The organism is Micromonospora sp. M42 (assembly GCF_000568915.1).
GTDB lineage: Bacteria > Actinomycetota > Actinomycetes > Mycobacteriales > Micromonosporaceae > Micromonospora > Micromonospora chalcea.
Genome location: NZ_KK037233.1, coordinates 3,733,193 through 3,746,216, shown reverse-complemented (window position 1 = coordinate 3,746,216; position 13,024 = coordinate 3,733,193). Strand labels below are relative to the sequence as shown.

At 70.0% G+C, this 13,024-nt stretch carries 19 protein-coding genes and 1 pseudogene; 17 read left to right on the top strand and 3 right to left on the bottom strand.

The window, feature by feature from the left end; all coding sequences use genetic code 11:
• Positions 1–4 precede the first annotated feature (4 nt).
• A complete protein-coding gene (locus MCBG_RS17060; protein ID WP_043326989.1) occupies positions 5–691 on the bottom strand; it encodes an SDR family NAD(P)-dependent oxidoreductase in 687 nt (228 codons plus the stop codon).
• A gap of 111 nt (positions 692–802) precedes the next feature.
• On the opposite strand from MCBG_RS17060, the gene MCBG_RS17055 reads away from it, so the two are divergent.
• Both MCBG_RS17055 and MCBG_RS17050 read left to right on the top strand, forming a co-directional pair.
• Positions 803–1,423: a TetR/AcrR family transcriptional regulator gene (locus MCBG_RS17055; RefSeq protein WP_043326987.1), complete on the top strand. Its 621-nt coding sequence runs from the start codon at positions 803–805 to the stop codon at positions 1,421–1,423.
• A gap of 14 nt (positions 1,424–1,437) precedes the next feature.
• A complete protein-coding gene (locus MCBG_RS17050) occupies positions 1,438–2,007 on the top strand; it encodes a nucleotidyltransferase family protein (protein ID WP_043326985.1) in 570 nt (189 codons plus the stop codon).
• Between the two features lie 17 nt (positions 2,008–2,024).
• Here MCBG_RS17050 and MCBG_RS17045 read toward each other — a convergent pair whose 3' ends face one another.
• Positions 2,025–2,516 carry a DinB family protein gene (locus MCBG_RS17045; protein WP_140946146.1) on the bottom strand — a complete coding sequence of 164 codons (492 nt, stop codon included), beginning with the start codon at positions 2,514–2,516 and terminating at the stop codon, positions 2,025–2,027.
• A gap of 698 nt (positions 2,517–3,214) precedes the next feature.
• On the opposite strand from MCBG_RS17045, the gene MCBG_RS17040 reads away from it, so the two are divergent.
• The 9 genes from MCBG_RS17040 to MCBG_RS17000 all read left to right on the top strand — a co-directional run bounded on the left by MCBG_RS17040 (position 3,215) and on the right by MCBG_RS17000 (position 8,321).
• The gene (locus MCBG_RS17040) at positions 3,215–3,511 is read left to right on the top strand and encodes a helix-turn-helix domain-containing protein (protein ID WP_043326983.1); all 297 of its coding nucleotides are present in this window, start codon (positions 3,215–3,217) and stop codon (positions 3,509–3,511) included.
• 394 nt (positions 3,512–3,905) lie between these two features.
• Complete coding sequence (locus tag MCBG_RS17035) at positions 3,906–4,109, top strand: transcription antiterminator/RNA stability regulator CspE (RefSeq protein WP_043326981.1); 204 nt, start codon at positions 3,906–3,908, stop codon at positions 4,107–4,109.
• Between the two features lie 226 nt (positions 4,110–4,335).
• On the top strand, positions 4,336–4,617 hold the full coding sequence (locus tag MCBG_RS17030; RefSeq protein WP_043326979.1) for a hypothetical protein: 282 nt from the start codon (positions 4,336–4,338) through the stop codon (positions 4,615–4,617).
• An 84-nt stretch (positions 4,618–4,701) separates the two neighbouring features.
• Positions 4,702–4,836 (top strand): hypothetical protein, encoded by a 135-nt coding sequence (locus MCBG_RS34805; RefSeq protein ID WP_255358612.1) that lies wholly within the window; start codon positions 4,702–4,704, stop codon positions 4,834–4,836.
• Entirely contained in the window at positions 4,811–4,957 is a 147-nt protein-coding gene (locus tag MCBG_RS33060) for a hypothetical protein (protein ID WP_198033358.1), read from the top strand. Before MCBG_RS34805 ends, MCBG_RS33060 begins: the two co-directional genes overlap by 26 nt.
• A gap of 347 nt (positions 4,958–5,304) precedes the next feature.
• Positions 5,305–5,496 (top strand): hypothetical protein, encoded by a 192-nt coding sequence (locus tag MCBG_RS17020; protein WP_043326977.1) that lies wholly within the window; start codon positions 5,305–5,307, stop codon positions 5,494–5,496.
• 281 nt (positions 5,497–5,777) lie between these two features.
• Entirely contained in the window at positions 5,778–6,335 is a 558-nt protein-coding gene (locus tag MCBG_RS31200; RefSeq protein ID WP_051611247.1) for a DUF5994 family protein, read from the top strand.
• Between the two features lie 360 nt (positions 6,336–6,695).
• Positions 6,696–7,757 carry a fatty acid desaturase family protein gene (locus MCBG_RS17005; RefSeq protein ID WP_043326973.1) on the top strand — a complete coding sequence of 354 codons (1,062 nt, stop codon included), beginning with the start codon at positions 6,696–6,698 and terminating at the stop codon, positions 7,755–7,757.
• Positions 7,758–7,892: 135 nt separating this feature from the next.
• Entirely contained in the window at positions 7,893–8,321 is a 429-nt protein-coding gene (locus tag MCBG_RS17000; protein WP_043326971.1) for an STAS domain-containing protein, read from the top strand.
• Between the two features lie 80 nt (positions 8,322–8,401).
• Here MCBG_RS17000 and MCBG_RS16995 read toward each other — a convergent pair whose 3' ends face one another.
• Positions 8,402–8,836 (bottom strand): lipopolysaccharide assembly protein LapA domain-containing protein, encoded by a 435-nt coding sequence (locus MCBG_RS16995; RefSeq protein WP_124778774.1) that lies wholly within the window; start codon positions 8,834–8,836, stop codon positions 8,402–8,404.
• 148 nt (positions 8,837–8,984) lie between these two features.
• On the opposite strand from MCBG_RS16995, the gene MCBG_RS16990 reads away from it, so the two are divergent.
• From MCBG_RS16990 to MCBG_RS34155, 6 genes and pseudogenes are all read left to right on the top strand, one after another.
• Complete coding sequence (locus tag MCBG_RS16990; protein WP_158629851.1) at positions 8,985–9,965, top strand: GAF and ANTAR domain-containing protein; 981 nt, start codon at positions 8,985–8,987, stop codon at positions 9,963–9,965.
• A 97-nt stretch (positions 9,966–10,062) separates the two neighbouring features.
• Positions 10,063–10,794 (top strand): GAF and ANTAR domain-containing protein, encoded by a 732-nt coding sequence (locus MCBG_RS16985; protein ID WP_043330684.1) that lies wholly within the window; start codon positions 10,063–10,065, stop codon positions 10,792–10,794.
• 128 nt (positions 10,795–10,922) lie between these two features.
• Positions 10,923–11,723 carry a SigB/SigF/SigG family RNA polymerase sigma factor gene (locus MCBG_RS16980; RefSeq protein WP_082931161.1) on the top strand — a complete coding sequence of 267 codons (801 nt, stop codon included), beginning with the start codon at positions 10,923–10,925 and terminating at the stop codon, positions 11,721–11,723.
• A gap of 48 nt (positions 11,724–11,771) precedes the next feature.
• Positions 11,772–11,948: a hypothetical protein gene (locus tag MCBG_RS33055; protein WP_198033357.1), complete on the top strand. Its 177-nt coding sequence runs from the start codon at positions 11,772–11,774 to the stop codon at positions 11,946–11,948.
• Positions 11,945–12,301: pseudogene (locus MCBG_RS34800) on the top strand (glycosyltransferase); the annotation flags it as partial. The gene MCBG_RS33055 and the pseudogene MCBG_RS34800, both read left to right, overlap by 4 nt.
• On the top strand, positions 12,297–12,959 hold the full coding sequence (locus MCBG_RS34155; protein WP_369799312.1) for a glycosyltransferase: 663 nt from the start codon (positions 12,297–12,299) through the stop codon (positions 12,957–12,959). The pseudogene MCBG_RS34800 and the gene MCBG_RS34155, both read left to right, overlap by 5 nt.
• Positions 12,960–13,024: the final 65 nt, after the last annotated feature.

Here is a 13,024-nt window from a genome sequence, read left to right as displayed (position 1 = left end):
GCGGCTACCAGTTCAGGTGCCCGAACTCGTCCTGGAGCGTCCCGGTCGGGCCGTCCGTGGGCAGCGTCGCCAGACGTACGACGATCCGGGCGCTCTCGGCCGGTGACCTGCCACCGCCGAGCGCGGCGGTCATGTCGGTGGCGGTGAAGCCCGGCTCGACCGCGTTGAACTTGATGCCCGGCTGGGACCGGGCGTACTTGAGGGTGATCATGGTGGCGGCCGCCTTGGACGCCGAGTAGAGCGGGAACCTCAGATCGAACTCCGGCCGGTCCGGGTTGTTCGTCGCCCAGAAGGAACCCGCGCTGCTCGACACCGTGACCACCGTGGGGTTGGCGGATCCGCGCAGCAGGGGCAGTGCCGCCTCGGTGACCCTGATGATCCCGACCACGTTGGTGTCGAACACCCGCAGCGCTGTGGGCCCGTCCACGGTGCCGTCCTCGGCGACGCCCGCGTTGTTCACCAGGACGTCGAGCCGGCCGTGGGCCGCGTCGATGGTCGACAGGGCCTCGGTCACCGAGGCGTCGTCGGTCACGTCCAGGTGCAGGAACCGCGCGCCGAGCGTCGCCGCCGCCTCCTCGCCCTTGCGCTTGTCGCGCGCCCCGATGTAGACGATGTGCCCCAGGTCCAGAAGCTGCCCGGCGGTCGCGAAACCGATGCCCTTGTTCGCGCCGGTGATCAACGTGACGGTCATGCGTCTCCCTCGCTCTTTTGTACTGATCGGTTATGGCGTCACCGTAGCAAGGTTCTGTACCGATCGGTTGGTGCGCTGCGTCACTTCTGTACCGAGCGGTAGAGTAGGTGCATGGGCACTTCGACACCGGGACGGCCGCGAGCCTTCGACGAGCAGACGGTCCTCGACCGGGCCGCCGAGGTCTTCTGGCGGCACGGTTACGAAGGCGCGTCGCTCAGCTCCCTCACCAGCGCCATGGGCATCAACCGGCCGAGCCTGTACGCCACCTTCGGCAGCAAGGAGGAGCTGTTCCGGCGTGCCTTCGCCCGCTACCACGAGACCAACCTGGCCAACGCCCGCGCCGCACTAGAACAACCCACCGCGTACGCCGCCGTGGAGAGCTTCCTGCGCGCCAGCGCCGACGCGCTCACCGCCGACGACCACCCCGCCGGCTGCCTCTCCATCCAAGGAGGGCTCTCCTGTTCCCCGGAGAACACCCGCATCTCCGAGATGCTGGCCGCCGGCCGGGCCGCCACCGAGACCGCCCTGGAGGAACGGCTCTCCCGCGCGGCGAAGGAAGGCGACCTCCCGGAAGGCGTCGACAGCCGGGCACTCGCCCGGTTCGTGATGGCGCTCAGCGAGGGCCACGCCGTGCACGCCGCAGCCGGCGCGAGCCGCGAAGACCTCCAGGCCTCGGTCGACGTCGCGCTGCGGGTGCTCAACCTCGTACCCGGCCCGGCGACCCCCGCCTGATCTCAGGAGAACCGATGCGGGAGGACGAACTGCGGGGCCTGGTGCGGCGCAGCCCCTGGCTGATCCGGGCGCTGGGCGTCGTTCGGGACTGCGGCCTCCCGGACGCCTGGATCGGCGCGGGCGTCATCCGCGACCTCGTCTGGGGCGAGCGGTACGGCCACGGATTCGACCCCTCGTCCGTGCGCGACGTCGACGTGGTCTTCCTCGACCCGGCGGACCTGAGCCGCGACAACGACGACCGGGCCACCCGGCGACTGGTGGCGGGATGGTCGGATCCGCCGTGGGAGGCGAAGAACCAGGCCGCCGTGCACACCTGGTATCCCGCCAAGTTCGGCGGCGGTCCGGTGACACCGCTGCGCACCGTCGCCGACGCGGTCGCCACCTGGCCCGAGTACGCCACCGCCGTGGCCGTACGCCTCGACACGTACGACGAGATCGCGGTGTGTGCGCCGCACGGCCTCGACGACCTGCTCGACGGCGTGTGGCGACGCAACCCGACCAGGGTCAGCCCGGAGGTCTCCCGGCAACGACTGGCCCGTCACCGCCCCGCCGAACGCTGGCCCGGCGTCCGCGTCGTGACCTGAGCCGGTGCTCGCCCGGCTCAGCGCGGGCCCAGCCCGGTTCGCCCGTCGAGGAGTTCGCGCACGACATCCAGGTGGCCGGCATGTCGGGCGGTCTCCTCGATGACGTGCAGAACAATCCGACGCAGGTCAGTGGTCTGCGACGCCAGCGGCTCCTCCGGGTGCCGGCCGACTGGTTCCGCCGTCAACGGCGCCGCGGCGATGATCGCGTCGGAGATCCGGCACTGGTCGCGATAGAAGTCGAAGACCTGGGCCGGCGATCGAGACGTGCGCAGCGGTGTGTTCTCGTCCGGCCAGGGCAGTGGCTCCACCGAACCGCGAAAGACCTCCTGGAACCAGTGGCGCTCCGCGTGACCGAGGTGCTCCACCAGGCCGAGCGGCGACCATCCGGAAGGCAGGACGGACGTTCGCAGGGCGGTCGGGTCCAGATCGGCCAGGATGGCTCGGACGCTGGCACGCTGGTGTTTGAGGAACTCGCACAGCGTGGCCTTCTCTGCATCGATCTTCGTCACGCCGGCAGGCTAGCGACCGACGCCGACACTTCCGGGGGGTTGTGATCTCCGATGAGGTGCGCGGTGGGCTCAGCCGCCGGCGCGGCCCGCACGTGCCTGCTGGGACACACCGCTGACCCTGAGGGCGGTCGACCAGAAAATCTAGGTCGGAACGCCTAGACATCCTCTGCAGCGTGGAATACTCTTCTTCGAGTCGAGAGATGAGATCCGTCAAGACGCAGACGGGACCGCCCGGCCGTGAGGTCACGACGGACGGTGAGAAGCGGAATTCGTTCCGCCTGGAACGGCAGTAGGAGCACGTCAGCCCCAACGCGTGATGCGCGATGGGGCACGCAGGTGGGGCCAAGGCTTGCTCAGGGCTCCAGCTGATGTTCGCCGCACGTGTCGGGGCCATGAAGTCGCGTGGGTTCCGGCGCCGGCGGACCGTACGACCGCAAGGGTGAGAAGTAGCAGAGGAAAGGGAGGGCCGTACACCGTTGGATCGCCCGCCAGCAGCCGTCATTCCAGGCTCGGCGGACACCGCAGTTTCCATCGAACGAGAGGTGGTCTCCGGTCACGCATATGCGATCCTCGCACCCGAAGCCTTCGATGGCTGGTGCGGATACGACAAGCCGACTTTCCTGTCGGTAGATGGTGTTCTGACCCGTTAACCCTGGGCCCCGGCGCTTATGCGCCGGGGCCCTCGATGTGGAGGTGACATGGGGCGAAACCCCGATGACATGTTCGGCGACGAGAACACTCCGGCCTACACCATCGGTCAGGCCGCAGAGATGCTCGGCACCACGCAGGACTTCCTGCGCCGCCTGGACGAGGCGAAACTGATCAACCCGCACCGCTCGGCCGGCGGCCACCGCCGCTACTCCCGCTACCAGTTGCGCCTGGCCGCCCGGGCCCGCGAGATGGTGGATCAGGGCACCGCACTGGAAGCCGCCTGTCGGATCATCATCCTGGAAGACCAGCTCGAGGAAGCCCTGCGGCAGAACGAGAAGCAGTAGCGCGGGCCACGGCGGCAGACTGGCCGGCCCGCTCCCGGCTCGGTCCTGGTAGCACGTACTCCTGCTTGCGCGCCTCTTCGTATCCCGGCCATCGGCCGGGATGTTGCTGTTCGTGACCGGCGGCCCGAGGCGGGCCCCGTAGGTCGCCGGTGCCCGCGCGCGGCGGATCGGCGTGTGGCCAGACCCACTCACCGTCATCGGCTCCACGGCGGATCATGTGCTACGGTGGCCGGGTTGCAGTTTTGATTTCCGTAGACGTTTTCCGGCGCCTGATGGGGCATCTGAAACCCATCCAGGCGCTTTTCGTTTTTCGTGTCGTTTCGACGCGGGTGATCAACGCGGCGGCGTAAGGGTCCGCACCGTGCGGTCTCTAACAGCCTGCGAAGGAGCAGACATGACTACAGGCACCGTGAAGTGGTTCAACGCCGACAAGGGCTTCGGCTTCATCAGCCCGGACGACGGCGGCGCCGACGTCTTCGCCCACTTCTCCGCGATCTCGGCGAGCGGCTTCCGCAGCCTCGACGAGAACCAGAAGGTGGAGTTCGACGTCACCCAGGGCCAGAAGGGCCCGCAGGCGGAGAACATCCGCCCGCTCTGATCCACACCCGCCGAACGGCGGCCCGACTGATTCAGCGGGCCGCCGTTCGGCGTCTCATGCGCTCACCACGGCCAAGCATCGACCCTTGTCCCTCACGAGCCGGATACCGCACTGCCGCCGCCCTGACGGTCGAGGCACGTACGGTCGCGGTCCAGTTGGAGCACGCCATGGTCGGACTCGACGCCTTCCTCTGTGCACGGCGCTACATTCTGAAGGGTTGATGACTATGACGACGACCTACTCCGGCCCTGCGAGGCTGATCCTGGTCGACGGCGCCTGCATCTCCGGCATGGCTTCCCTCAGTACCAACCAGCGCGGAGGACTCAACGGCTGGGGCGGCACGTTCCGTCCGGACGAGATCACGACAGACCTTCGCAACGCAGACCAGGGGCTGCAATTGGAGCTGCCCTATGATCGGGTAGGGACAGTCGCCGTCACCCGCATACGCAAGCTACTCGCCACGCAGGTATTGATGTCGCTGGCAGGCCGCGGACCCGCACCATTCTGATGGTACGCCGTACGGCCGCCGCTACATCGCGGCTCGACGCGTGCGCGCACCTGGCTCTGTCGGCTCCGCCTCAAAATGACCCCCGTGCGCCAGATGACGGCCGAGATCACCTCGGGGCAGGAGCCGGCCGCCAGGCCGGCGGATGCGGTCACGGACGAGCAGTTGATCGCGATGCTGGCCGATCGGGCTCGCGGTGACGGATTTGAAGCTGACCGATGAGGGTGGACTGCTGCAGCAGATGACGAAGCGGGTCCTCGAATCGGCACTGGGCGGCGAGATCACCGACCACGTCGGCTACGACAAGCACGCGGGGCGGACCCGACCCGGCTGGCGATCGTGAGTCGCGATGTCCCGCAGCCGTGCTGGCCTCGACCGTCCCACCGGCCAGGGCTGCCCTGACGAGAGCTCAACCTGCTCGCCGACCCGCGCCCCCGGGCTCGTCCGCGCCCAGGCCGGCACCCCGGGTGCCGCACCCGGTGACCGGGGGTGTGGAAGCACGCCGCGAGGCGTACGGTGAAGATGTCACCCGAGTCCCCGGTGGCCGCCAAGCCGTCGCCACCACTCTGCCCGGTCGGTCCCGACCGTCACTCTCATCGTGGCAAGCCTGTGGTGCGATCCAGACAGTGCTTTCGCACGGCCGCCCGTGAGTGCGATCCTCTCGGACGGCTCCGCAGGGGAGAGCGTCCTATGACCATCGCCAGACAGCGGATCGTCAGTCTTCTCCGCCGACGCGGCCAGCGGATCAGGGCCGACTGGGTCGAGCGGGAACTGCCGGAGCAGATAGACCCGGAGAAGCACGCCGGGCTGCTCGCCATCCTGCGCCTCGACCCGGCCGATCTCGTCGACCCGCCTCGTACTCCGCTCGGACCGTCCGCCTGACCGCCGAGAGCGATCTGACCAACCGGCCGGCCCGTCGACGCCCCCTGCTCCCTTCCCCAGGAGCCCACCACCATCGAAAGAGGTCCGCGCATGGTCAGGTTCGGTCCCGTCCCCACCGGTGTGCAGTCCGGCCCCGAGATCAACGATCGGCCACGGCCTACGCCGGACGGCCGTGCCGGGAGCCCGGTGACCCTCGTGCACCGCGTCACCCCCTGCACCACCACCCGTTCGGACCTTCCCGGCGCCCGCCCGGACGCCGGCGTACCGGAGAGGCGGATCTGATGGTCCGCTCTGCCAAGGACCGCATGACGTGGGTCTGCACCGGTGAGCCGCCGGTGGCACGCCTGCGGCTGGCCGACTCGCCGTCCAGCCGGTCGATGCTCGACGGCGGCTGGTGGCCGACGTCACGAGAACCGGTTGTCGAGTTGTGCAGCCTCGTCACAGCGCTCACCGCCCGGCGTGGCGGCGTGATCGAACGGATCATGCTTCAGCCCGATGCCTGGGACCGGCACCCCGGCCGGATCGGCGTCGGTGGTGCCGTGGTGAGGGTGGGTTGGTTCACCAGTCTCGCGGCCGAGCTGGTGATTCTTACAGGCCCACGGGATCTGCGAGTCGACCTGGCCGTGGTCGCACCTGGGGCCACCCATGCCGTGGCGACGGCGACCATGCTCGCGGCTTCGCGTCCCGCCGACAGCACGCGCGCCACTGGTGAGACGTCCATACCGTCCCACCCCCGCCAGGGACGGTCGGCGCGAGCCGACGACGACGTCGCCGGCTGGGAGACCGAAGGCGGCCACGTTCAGCGCGATCGCCCACCCACCGCGCCGGCCCGGACCTGAACGCTCCGACTCTGCCGAAGCCACCACTGACCGAATCCCGCCCGGGCCCTTGCAGGTGACCATCAGATGCAGGCAGACGGGGGCGTCGATGGTGTTCGTGCCCACTGTGACGGCGCCGGTCCGGCTGGCGCGCGGCACCGATCCGGTACACGCCGGGAGTCGACGTGGTAACCCTGCTGGGTGAGACGATCCGTTTCCTACGTCGCCGACGAGGGTACTGACCTCAGGCTGCATCCGACGTCCTAGCCGGATCGCGGCGGTCGCCCGGACTCCCGCGGCCTGTCGTCCGCACCTCCCGCACACGCTTGCCGCACTCGGAGACGTGAACCTTCCTGTGCGGTGGGAGATCCGAGGAGTCCCATGTCGAGCTCGACTGCCTGTCCTCCCGTCACCGAATTCGCCGACACTTCACCTCCGCACCGGAAGCCCGCGGGCGGCAGTGACTTCGCCGTGCTCAACCGACGGGTCGTCCGGGCCGGTCTGCTCGAACGGCGTCCCACTTACTACGCCGTACGGATGGTCACGGTGGCATCGATGCTGGTGGCCGGATGGACAGCGTTGTGGTTGGTCGGAGCGTCCTGGTGGACCCTCGCCGTCGCCGCCTTCCTGGGTGTCGCGTTCTCGCATGCGGCTCTGGTGGCCCACGATCTGGCGCACCGGCAGGTGTTCCGCACCGGGAAGCTCAGCGAGCGGGCGGGCCGGATCGCGGCCAACATCGCGGTCGGGATGAGCTACGGCTGGTGGATGGAGAAGCACACCCGCCACCACAACAACCCCAACCATGACGATCTCGACCCGGATGTGGCGTCGGAGGTGCTGATCTGGGCCAGCGGGTCGGCCCGGGGGCGACGCGGGCTGAAGGGATACGTCACCCGTCACCAGGCCGGTCTGTTCTTCCCGCTGCTGACGCTGCTGAGCATCGGCCTGCGGGTGTCCAGCGTCAGGGCGTTGCTGGCCCCCGGGATGAAGCGCCGCGGTCTGGAGGCCGGCTTGATGGGCCTTCACCTCGCTGCCTACGTCGCCGCCCTGCTGTTGGTGCTCACCCCTTGGCAGGCACTGGCGTTCTTCGCCGTTCACCACGCGGTGTTCGGTGTCTACCTGGGGATGACGTTCGCGCCGAACCACAAGGGCATGCCGCATCCGGAGGGCACCGAGGACTACCTGCGCAAGCAGGTGCTGACCTCACGAAACGTGACCGGTGGCCGGCTGACCGACGCCGCGCTGGGCGGTCTGAACTATCAGATCGAGCATCACCTGTTCCCGGCGATGCCGACACCGAACCTTCGCCGGGCGCAACCGATGGTCGAGGCCTACTGCAGGGAGATCGGAGTCGCCTACGAGCAGGCCAGCCTGGTCCAGTCGTACCGGCAGGCGTTGCGGCACCTGCACGAGGTCGGTGCGCCGCTGCGCGACAACCGGTGAGGCGGAGGACCGCCGCGTCCCGCCCGGTCACATCGGCTGTCGGCATCGGGTCGCCGGGCGGTAGCATCAGGACACGGCCTGTTCAGGTCGTTGCCCCAGCCCTCGGCATCAGGTCGTTCATGCCGAGGTGAGGCTATGGCCCAGGTGTCCGGCGCGCATTTCGTCATCACCCTACTGATCTCGCCTCGACGTCCCAGCGCCCTGATCCGCCTGGCGGGTGAGATCGACATGGAGGCCGACCCGGCACTGTCGGGCGTGGTGGAGCGCCTGTCGATCATCGCGCCGACCGAGGTCGTCGTGGATCTGGCCGATGTCACCTTCGCCTCCTCCGCGCTGCCCAGTTTCCTCGCCCGGGCGCATATCGCGCTCGCGGCTGATTCCGCCCTCGTCGTCTGCCGGCCCGGGGGCAGCATCCTGCGGTTGCTGCGGATCACGAACATGGAAGAGCTGGTGACGCTGCGTCCTGACCTGCCGGTGGCCGAAGACTGGACGCCGAGCAGCGCCGCGTCGCTGATCGCCCCTTCTTCCGCGCCGACCGCGCCCGGCTCTACGTCACCATGCTGACCATCGGCTACCTGGTCAGCCGCGGCCTGGCCAAGGCCGGCAGCCGCTCCGCTCCCCACGCCTGATCCCGCGGACACGGCTCAGTCGTCCTGATCCGCTGCGCGGGGCGGCAGCGGGACTACCGTGATGCCGTTCACCGGCGGGGGAGTCGGACGATGCTCGGGCGCGCCGGCTTCCCGCATGCGACGGCGACCCAGCAATCTGAGTTGCACGATCCGGGCGGTGCCGGGGAGTGCGACGAGCAGGACCCCGGAGACCGCGGCCAGCAGCAGGGCCACCCCCATCGGCAGCGTGCCGTGCGCGCCGAGGAACGACACCTCGGCGGGTTGCCCGTTCTGCAGCACGAAGACGAGCAGCAGCAGGAGTACGACCGCGAACACCACGGCAGCGACCCACAGACCCCCGACCCGCGAGCGCTTCACCGCCGGTCGCGGGGGAATCGGGCGAGAGGCATCGGTGCCGCGGTGACCGTCGCGCGGGAAGAATCGAACATGACTGTTCCGGGGTGCGGTCATGAGAACCGCCGCCTTCCGAGGAGTATCCGGCCGGCCTGAGCGCGGTGGTGCGCCGGCGCGTCTGGTTGATTGCGGGCCTGTGACAGACCGTCGCGGTCCGACGTGCGGTGGACGGTGCCCTGCCGGGAGCGAGGGTAGGCCCCGCGACTTGACCGGTCGGGATGGCGTCGCGAACGGGGCGTCCGTCGGCGGCGGGCTGTCAGCCACCGGGGTCCCGAGCGACACTGCCAGCGTACGCTCCCTTGCCTCGATCGGCTCGGCGTCGTCGCGTCCGTTGCCGCCGGTAGCGCGGCGGCGTCATGCGGAGTACCGTTTGCCCTTCGCCCGGGTCCCTGGCGCTGTCCGTAACGTCCGCTTCGAGCGATCCGGGTCGGAGTCAGTGGTGGACACGGACAACCCCGGGCACGGCGATCCGACGACCTCCGATCGCCGGCTGCGGCTGTGGGCCGCTCTCGGCGCTGCCGCCCGAGGTGGCGCGGTCACGGTCGGTCATGTCTGCGCGGCTGCGGTCTCGGCCGCCGACGTCGACTCCGCGGCCGTCGCCGTCGTCCTCGATGCCACGCCGCGCGAACTGGTGCACGCGACGGATCGAAGCGCTGCGGATCTGGAAGACCTGAGCCTCACCCTCGGCGAGGGGCCGTGCGTGGACGCGACCACACACGGGCCTGTCCTTGCCGCCGATCTGACCCTGCCGGAATGCCGGAAGCGCTGGCCGGCGTTCGCGCCGGCCGCGGTGCGCGTCGGGGCCTGTGCAGTGTTCGCGTTGCCACTACGGGTGGGCGGGATCAACCTCGGTGTCCTGGACCTTTACCGGGCCCGCGCCGAGGACCTCGCGGCGGAGGAGCTGGCCGACGTGCTGATCCTGGCGGACACGGCATGCGCGGTGCTGCTGGACGGCGCGACGAGCCACGGCGCGGACCGGAACGATCGGTGGCCCGAGGGGACCGGCCTGCACCACCCCGAGGTGCACCAGGCTACCGGAATGATCATGGCCCAGCTGGAGGTGCCCGCGGCGGTGGCACTCGCCCGGATGCTGGCCCACGCGTACTCCCGGGACCGGCGGTTGCGGGACGTGGCGACCGACATCGTCGCCCGGCGCCTGCGTCTCGGCCCGGACCGGACACGGTGACCGGAAGGGGTGAACGGGGGATCGGCGCCAGGGCGGGCGCCGCACGGACCGTCCCGTCGGGTGACCGGTGGAACCATTGATTGGCGAGGTGACCGACATGGCCGAAACCCAGCTGGCCGACGTTTTCGTGGAGATGGCCGACACTCTCGTCGACGACTTCGACGTGATCGAGTTCCTGCACGTGCTGACCGAGAGGTGCGTTGATCTGCTGGGTGTGTCGGCGGCCGGGCTGCTCCTGACCGACCAGCGGGACAGGCTGCAGGTGGTCGCCGCCTCCTCCGAACGCACCCGGCTGCTGGAGCTGTTCCAGCTTCAGACCGACCAGGGGCCCTGCCTCGACTGCTTCCGTACGGGCCGACCGGTGTCGGTCGCCGACCTGGGACTGACCACCGCACAGTGGCCGAGGTTCGCCGCCGCGGCGGCCGAGGTCGGCTTCGCCGCGGTGCACGCCCTGCCCATGCGCCTGCGCTCCGAGGTCATCGGCGCGCTTAACCTCTTCGATGTCCGGCCGGGAGCTGTCGACGAGGACAAGCTCCGCATCGGTCAGGCGCTCGCCGACGTGGCCACCATCGGGCTGCTGCAACAGCGCGCCATCCACCGGCGCGACATGCTCGCCGAGCAGCTGCAGACCGCCCTGAACAGCCGCGTTCTGATCGAACAGGCCAAGGGAGTCCTCGCCGAACGCCTCCAGGTGGACGTGGGTCAGGCCTTCGCGTTGCTGCGCGACGGCGCCCGCAGCCGCAACCGGCGGCTGTCCGACCTGTCCCAGGCGATCGTCGACGGCTCCGAGCAGATCACGCTGGGCCCGGTCGACCACGGGTCCGCCTGACGACCGGTTCGGCACCCGGAACCCGTTCGGGTGTCGGTCCTGGAGATGAAGGCGTACGGTGACGGTGTCGCCCGGGTCCCCGGTGGCGCCAGTCTTGCCGCCACCAGCCCGTTAGGGGCGTTGGAACAATGGTCACCTCCGCCGTGACACCCACAGCCACCTTCTCCCCTCCGACGCCGAACCCGGCCTCGGGGATCAATGAAGACATGTTGCGTCGACGCGCCGCCCTGACCGTCGACGATCCCGAGCGCGTACGGCTACGAAATCGGGTCATCGAGGCGAATCTGCCGATGGCGTGTCGGTTGGCCCGCCGGTACACCGGTCGCGGGGAGTCCTACGACGATCTGGCGCAGATCGGCGCGCTCGGCCTGATCAAGGCCGTCGACGGATACGACGGCGGTCGTGGCGTGCCGTTCGCCGCCTACGCCGTCCCGACCATCCTCGGCGGCATCCGGAAGCACTTCCGCGACTCGGCCTGGGCGATCCGGGTTCCGCGTCCGACCCAGGAACTGGGTGCACGGGTGCCCGAGGCCCGGGGCAGGCTGGCGCAGCAACACGGCCGCCAGCCGACCGATCGAGAGCTCGCCGACGACCTGGAGGTGACCGTCGCCCAGGTCCTGGCCGCCGTCGTCGCCCTCGGTGTCTATCGCCTGGCATCGCTGAACGAGCCACGACTCGCGGCCGACCGCATCGAACGCCACGCGCGCAGCGGCACCGTCGATGCGGGCTACGCGGCCGTCGACGACCACCTCACCCTCGGGCCGCTCCTCGCGGCGCTTCCCCCACGCGAACTCCGGATCCTGACCATGAGGTTCACCGGTGACCTGACCCAGGCGCAGATCGCCGCCCGGGTCGGGCTGTCCCAGATGCACGTCTCCCGGCTGCTGAAGCGCTCGCTGGCTCAACTGAGAACAGGGCTCCTCCGCTGACCCGGCGCCGGCACGCGGAACCACTCCGAACAGCTTCTCGAGAGGCAGATGATGGGGATCGCCAGAAACCGGATCGTCGCGGCGCTGCGCGAGCGCGGTCAGCACGCCAGGGCCGACTGGGTCGAGCGCGACCTACCGGAGCGGGTGGACCCCGCTAAGCACGTGGGGCTGCTCGCGACCCTGCGTCTCGATCCGGCCGACCTCGCCGACTCGCCGTCCCCGTGAGGGTCGCCCTGCTCGGGCCGGTCGCCTGGCGGACACCCCCGCACCACTACGGCCCCTGGGAGCAGGTGACCGGGCTGCTCGCGGAGGGGTTGGTCACCCGTGGCGTGGAGGTGACCCTGTTCGCGACGCTGGACTCCGTCACCTCCGCCGCCCTCGACGGTGTGTGCCCCCGCGGGTACGCCGACGACCCGGCCATGGACGGCCGGGTGTGGGAGGCGATGCACGTCTCCCACGCGATGGCCCGTTCGTCGGAGTTCGACCTGGTGCACAGCCACCTCGACTGGCTGCCGCTCGCCTTCGCCGAACACTGCCGCGCGCCGCTGCTCACCACCGTGCACGGTTTCTCCGGTGCGGGCATCCTCCCCGCGTACGCCCGGGCCCGCTCGTCCTACGTCTCCGATCTCCGACGCCGACCGGAACGCGGACCTCGACTACGTCGCCACGGTGCACCACGGTGTCGACCTGACCGGGCTGCCGTTCACCCGCGACGCCGGCCCGGGACTGGCCGCCTTCGGCCGGATCCACCCCGACAAGGGCACCCACACCGCCATCGAGATCGCCCGCCGCGCCGGACGGCCGCTGACCATCTGCGGCATCGTTCAGGACGAGCGGTACTTCGCCGAGCAGGTGGCCCCCCACATCGACGGCGACCGGGTCGTCTTCCTCGGCTCGGTCGGCCCTCGGCGGCGTGCGGAGGTGCTGGGCGCGAGCGCCGCGCTGCTGCACCCGATCGCCTTCGACGAGCCGTTCGGGCTCTCGGTGGTGGAGTCGATGGCCTGCGGCACGCCGGTCGTCGCGTACGCGCGCGGGTCGATGCCGGAGGTCGTCGACGAAGGGGTGACGGGGTTCCTCGTGCGGACCGCCGAGCAGGCCGTCGACGCCGTCGGCCGGGCTGCCGCGCTGGACCGGGCCACCTGTCGGACCCGGGCCGGGCAACGCTTCGGCGCGGACCGCATGGTGACCGACTACCTGACCGTCTACGACCGCCTCACCCGTCGGTCGCACCGCTGAACCCCCGGCCACCACCGCCCGATCCGTTCCGCCGGCCACACACGCTGGCCGGCGTGCGCCGACAC

Bases quoted from the DNA above. Each gene is read 5' to 3' on its own strand.
- MCBG_RS16985 (WP_043330684.1), top strand. From the start codon at position 10,063: ATGGCCGAAACCCAGCTGGCCGACGTTTTCGTGGAGATGGCCGACACT.
- MCBG_RS16995 (WP_124778774.1), bottom strand. From the start codon at position 8,836: ATGACCGCACCCCGGAACAGTCATGTTCGATTCTTCCCGCGCGACGGT.
- MCBG_RS17005 (WP_043326973.1), top strand. From the start codon at position 6,696: ATGTCGAGCTCGACTGCCTGTCCTCCCGTCACCGAATTCGCCGACACT.
- MCBG_RS17020 (WP_043326977.1), top strand. From the start codon at position 5,305: ATGACCATCGCCAGACAGCGGATCGTCAGTCTTCTCCGCCGACGCGGC.
- MCBG_RS31200 (WP_051611247.1), top strand. From the start codon at position 5,778: ATGGTCCGCTCTGCCAAGGACCGCATGACGTGGGTCTGCACCGGTGAG.
- MCBG_RS17035 (WP_043326981.1), top strand. From the start codon at position 3,906: ATGACTACAGGCACCGTGAAGTGGTTCAACGCCGACAAGGGCTTCGGC.
- MCBG_RS17040 (WP_043326983.1), top strand. From the start codon at position 3,215: ATGGGGCGAAACCCCGATGACATGTTCGGCGACGAGAACACTCCGGCC.
- MCBG_RS17050 (WP_043326985.1), top strand. From the start codon at position 1,438: ATGCGGGAGGACGAACTGCGGGGCCTGGTGCGGCGCAGCCCCTGGCTG.
- MCBG_RS17055 (WP_043326987.1), top strand. From the start codon at position 803: ATGGGCACTTCGACACCGGGACGGCCGCGAGCCTTCGACGAGCAGACG.
- MCBG_RS17060 (WP_043326989.1), bottom strand. From the start codon at position 691: ATGACCGTCACGTTGATCACCGGCGCGAACAAGGGCATCGGTTTCGCG.
- MCBG_RS17030 (WP_043326979.1), top strand. From the start codon at position 4,336: ATGACGACGACCTACTCCGGCCCTGCGAGGCTGATCCTGGTCGACGGC.
- MCBG_RS17000 (WP_043326971.1), top strand. From the start codon at position 7,893: ATGGCCCAGGTGTCCGGCGCGCATTTCGTCATCACCCTACTGATCTCG.
- MCBG_RS16980 (WP_082931161.1), top strand. From the start codon at position 10,923: ATGGTCACCTCCGCCGTGACACCCACAGCCACCTTCTCCCCTCCGACG.
- MCBG_RS33055 (WP_198033357.1), top strand. From the start codon at position 11,772: ATGATGGGGATCGCCAGAAACCGGATCGTCGCGGCGCTGCGCGAGCGC.